Here is a 4,456-nt window from a genome sequence, read left to right as displayed (position 1 = left end):
GCTGCGTCTTTGTATGCGTCCATTGGGGGGCATGTGCAGACGAGGTTTCGGTCTCCGAATGCGTTGTCGACGCGGTTGACGGGAGACCAGTATTTGTCGACGCCCATGGAGCCCGGCGGGAAGCAGGCTTGCTCGCGGGTGTAGGGGCGGTCCCAGTCGCCGACCAGATCGCGCACCGTGTGGGGGGCGTTTTTCAGCGGGTTGTTTTCCGCGTCGATCTTGCCGTCGATGATGTCCTGTGCTTCCGCCCGGATCGAGAGCATGGCGTCGCAGAAGCGGTCGAGCTCGGCCATGGGTTCCGATTCCGTGGGCTCCACCATCAGGGTGCCTGCCACCGGCCAGCTCATCGTCGGGGCGTGGAAGCCGCTATCGACCAGACGTTTGGCGATGTCGTCGACACTGACATTGCCCTCATCCGCCAGCGGGCGGGTGTCGAGGATGCATTCATGCGCCACCCGACCCGTTTCCGAGGTGTAGAGGATCGGATAGGCCTCGCTCAGACGTGCGGCGATGTAGTTGGCGTTCAGGATCGCCACTTTCGTCGCCTGCGTCAGACCCGCACCACCCATCAGCAGCACATAGGCCCAGCTGACCGGCAGGATCGACGGAGAGCCAAACGGCGCCGCCGAGACCGGACCCACGGCGGTGCCGTATTCCGGGTGACCGGGCAGGTGTTCCTCAAGATGCGCCTTGACGCCAATCGGACCCATGCCGGGGCCACCGCCGCCATGCGGGATGCAGAAGGTCTTGTGCAGGTTCAGGTGGCTGACGTCACCGCCAATGTCACCCGGACGCGACAGACCGACCATGGCGTTCATGTTGGCGCCGTCGATATAGACCTGACCGCCGTGGTCATGGGTGATCTGGCAGACCTCCTGCACGGTGGTCTCGAACACGCCATGGGTGGACGGATAGGTGATCATGCAACCGGCCAGATGATCCGAATGCTTTTCCGCCTTGGCGCGGAAATCGGCCAGATCGATATTGCCGTTCTCATCCGATTGCACCGGCACCACCTGCCAGCCCACCATCTGCGCCGAGGCCGGGTTGGTCCCGTGCGCCGAGGTCGGGATCAGGCAGACATTGCGCTGCCCTTCGCCACGGGCGAAGTGATAGTTGCGGATGGTCAGCAGGCCTGCGTACTCACCCTGCGCGCCCGAGTTGGGCTGCTGGGAGATCGCGTCATAGCCGGTGATTTGGCACAGCTTGTCGTTCAGGTCGGCGATCATCTCGTGATAGCCCTGCGCCTGATCTTCGGGGCAGAACGGGTGCAGGTTGCCAAACTCGGGCCAGGTGACCGGGATCATCTCGATCGTGGCGTTCAGCTTCATGGTGCAGGACCCCAGCGGGATCATTGCCCGGTCCAGCGCCAGGTCGCGGTCGGCCAGACGGCGCATATAGCGGGTGATCTCGGCCTCGGCCCGGTTCTGGTGGAAGATCGGGTGGGTCAGATAGGGCGTCTCGCGCAACGCATAATCCGGCAGGCGGTATTGCTTGTTCGAGCTGTCATCGGTGCGGTCGATGCCGAAGGCGCCCCAGACGGCCTCGATGGTCTCGGGGCGTGTCTGTTCGTCCAGGCTGATCCCCACTTTCGTGTCGCCGACCTTGCGCAGGTTGACGCCACGGGCCACAGCGGCCTCCATGACCGTCTTCTGCAGATGGCCGACCTCGACCGTGAGGGTGTCGAAGAACACCTCTGGTTCGACCGAGAAGCCCGCCTCTTCCAGACCGGCCGCCAGACGCGAGGTCTTGCGATGCACCGATTGCGCGATGGCCTTGATGCCATCGGGGCCGTGATAGACCGCATACATCGAGGCAATGACGGCCAGCAGCGCCTGCGCGGTGCAGACGTTCGAGTTCGCCTTCTCACGCCGGATATGCTGTTCACGGGTCTGCAGCGACAGGCGGTAGGCCTTGTTGCCGCGGCTGTCGATGCTGACACCGATGATCCGGCCGGGCATCGACCGCTTCAGCTTGTCGGTGGTCGCCATGTAAGCGGCGTGCGGGCCGCCATAGCCCATCGGCACGCCAAAGCGCTGGGTCGAGCCGATGGCGATATCCGCGCCCATCTCACCGGGTGACTTCAGCAGCGCCAGCGACAGGATGTCGGCGGCAACAATGGCGATGGCTTTGTGTTCGTGCAGCGCCGCGATCTCATTGGTGTAGTCGCGCACATGGCCGTGGGTGCCGGGATACTGGAAGATCGCGCCAAACACCGCGCCCGCGTCCAGCGCATCGGGGTCCCCGACCTGCACATCGATGCCCAGAGGCTCGGCGCGGGTTTTGATCACCGCGATGGTCTGCGGGTGGCAGTTGCGGTCGACAAAGAAGGCCGCGTTGTTAGCCTTGGACCGGCCGCCGCGCTTGGCCATTGCCATCGCTTCGGCCGCCGCTGTGGCTTCGTCGAGCAGCGAGGCGTTGGCCACGTCCAACCCGGTCAGGTCGCTGACCATGGTCTGGAAGTTCAACAGCGCCTCAAGACGACCCTGACTGATCTCGGGCTGGTACGGCGTATAGGCGGTGTACCAGGCCGGGTTTTCCAGGATGTTGCGCAGGATCGGCGCCGGGGTGGTGGTGCCGTAATAGCCCTGACCGATCAGCGAGGTCAGAACCTTGTTCTTGCCCGCCACCTGCCGCATGTGGAACAGCGCATCGCGCTCGGTCATCGCCGGGCCCCAGTCCAGCGGCTCTTTCTGGCGGATCGCAGGCGGAACGGTGGCGTCGATCAGCTCGTCCAGCGTCTTGAAGCCGATCACCTTGAGCATGTCGCGCATCTCGGTCGGGCTGGGCCCGATATGGCGGCGATTGGCAAAGTCATAGGCTTCGTAGTCGGTCAGTTTGAAGGCCATTGCAGCGCTCCTATGAATAAGTCAGGTCGGGCGGAGGCCGCGAGGACCTCCGGTAGAATGCGGGCCGAGTCGGCCCGAACGGGTGGGGTCCCGGATCAGGACCCCGGCAGAGGCTCAGCCGATAAAGGCCTTGTAGCCCGCCTCGTCCATCAGATCTTCCAGCTGCGACGCGTCCGCGATCTTGATCTTGTAGATCCAGGCGTTGCCCTCGGGGTCTTCGTTCAGCGCGCCGGGATTGTCGGCCAGCGTCTCGTTGACCTCGGTGATCTCGCCATCGACCGGCGCATACAGTTCGGACGCGGCCTTGACGGATTCGATCACGCCGATCTCACCGTCCTTGGCAAATTCCTCGCCCACGTCCTGCTGTTCGACAAAGACCACCTCGCCCAGCTGCTCGGCGGCATGGGCAGTGATGCCCAGCGTGGCGGTGTCGCCCTCAACAGTCAGCCATTCATGCTCTTCGGAATAATAGGTTGCCATGGTGTCTCTCTCCTGACTTCAACGCTTGTAATTCTGTTTGACGAAGGGCAGCGCCACGATCTGCGCCGGTTGCGCCTTGCCCCGGATGATCAGGTTGACCGTCTCGCCCGGCTCGGCATGGCCTGCGGACACGTAACCCATCGCCACCGGGCCACCGACCGTGGGGCCAAAGCTGCCCGAGGTGATCTGACCAATCGTATTGCCTTCAAGGCACTGCACCTCGACGCCCTGACGCGCGGGGGCGCGGCCTTCGGGCTTGATGCCCACCAGCTTGCGCGCGGGGCCGTCGGCCAGTTCACGCTGGATACGCTCGGCACCCGGAAAGCCGCCCTCTTCCTTGCGGCGCTTCTGGATCGCCCAGCCCAATGAGGCTTCAATCGGAGAGGTCGTCTGGTCGATGTCATTGCCATAAAGGCACAGCCCCGCCTCCAGCCGCAGGCTGTCGCGCGCGCCCAGACCAGCCGGCTCGCAATCCTCATGCGCCAGGAAAGCCTTGGTGATCTCGACGGCCTTGTCCTCGGGGATCGAGATCTCGTACCCGTCCTCGCCGGTGTAACCCAGACGCGAGATGCGGCATTCGGTGCCCATGATCTCGGCCACGGTGGTTTCCATGAAGGTCAACTCGCGGGCGGCAGGGCACAGCTCGCCCACCACATCCTCGGCCTTGGGGCCTTGGACAGCGACCAGCGCCCGGTCGAAGATCTCGGTCACTTCGACCCCGTCCAGATTGGCCTGCATATGCGGAATGTCCTGATGTCGCAGCGCCGCGTTCACCACTACAAAATAGTGATCCCCCGCATTCGACACGATCAAATCGTCCATGATCCCGCCTTCGGCATTGGTAAAAAACCCGTACCGCGCCTTGCCTTCCTTCAGCGTCGCGTAAGCCTGCGGGCAGATCCCCTCAAGCTTCTCACCCACATTCTCACCCCGCAGGATCACCTGACCCATATGAGACACATCAAACACCGCCGCCTTCTCACGACACTGCTTATGCTCACCCATAATCCCCAAAGGATACTGAACAGGCATCTCCCAACCAGCAAAATCAACCATCTTGCCACCCAACTCAACATGCAAGTCATACAAAGGCGTGCGCTTTACTTCAGTCATGGGTCTAACCTTTC

General features: G+C 63.2%; 3 protein-coding genes. All 3 read right to left on the bottom strand.

Annotated features, from left to right (window positions below; translation table 11 throughout):
• The coding region (gene gcvP, locus ACR0ER_RS25410) for an aminomethyl-transferring glycine dehydrogenase (protein ID WP_480771250.1) at positions 1-2,849 on the bottom strand (2,849 nt) is incomplete at its 3' end.
• 114 nt (positions 2,850-2,963) lie between these two features.
• Complete coding sequence (gene gcvH / locus ACR0ER_RS25405; RefSeq protein ID WP_475211197.1) at positions 2,964-3,329, bottom strand: glycine cleavage system protein GcvH; 366 nt, start codon at positions 3,327-3,329, stop codon at positions 2,964-2,966.
• A gap of 18 nt (positions 3,330-3,347) precedes the next feature.
• Entirely contained in the window at positions 3,348-4,442 is a 1,095-nt protein-coding gene (gene gcvT / locus ACR0ER_RS25400) for a glycine cleavage system aminomethyltransferase GcvT (RefSeq protein ID WP_480771249.1), read from the bottom strand.
• Positions 4,443-4,456: the final 14 nt, after the last annotated feature.

The organism is Ruegeria sp. CH8 (assembly GCF_056536985.1).
Note: the sequence above shows the minus strand (reverse complement) of the source record. Positions and strands in the feature narration are given on the sequence as shown.

What these genes read in the sequence shown, in the direction of transcription:
- gcvH (WP_475211197.1), bottom strand. Translation starts at nt 3,329, where the DNA reads ATGGCAACCTATTATTCCGAAGAGCATGAATGGCTGACTGTTGAGGGC.
- gcvT (WP_480771249.1), bottom strand. Translation starts at nt 4,442, where the DNA reads ATGACTGAAGTAAAGCGCACGCCTTTGTATGACTTGCATGTTGAGTTG.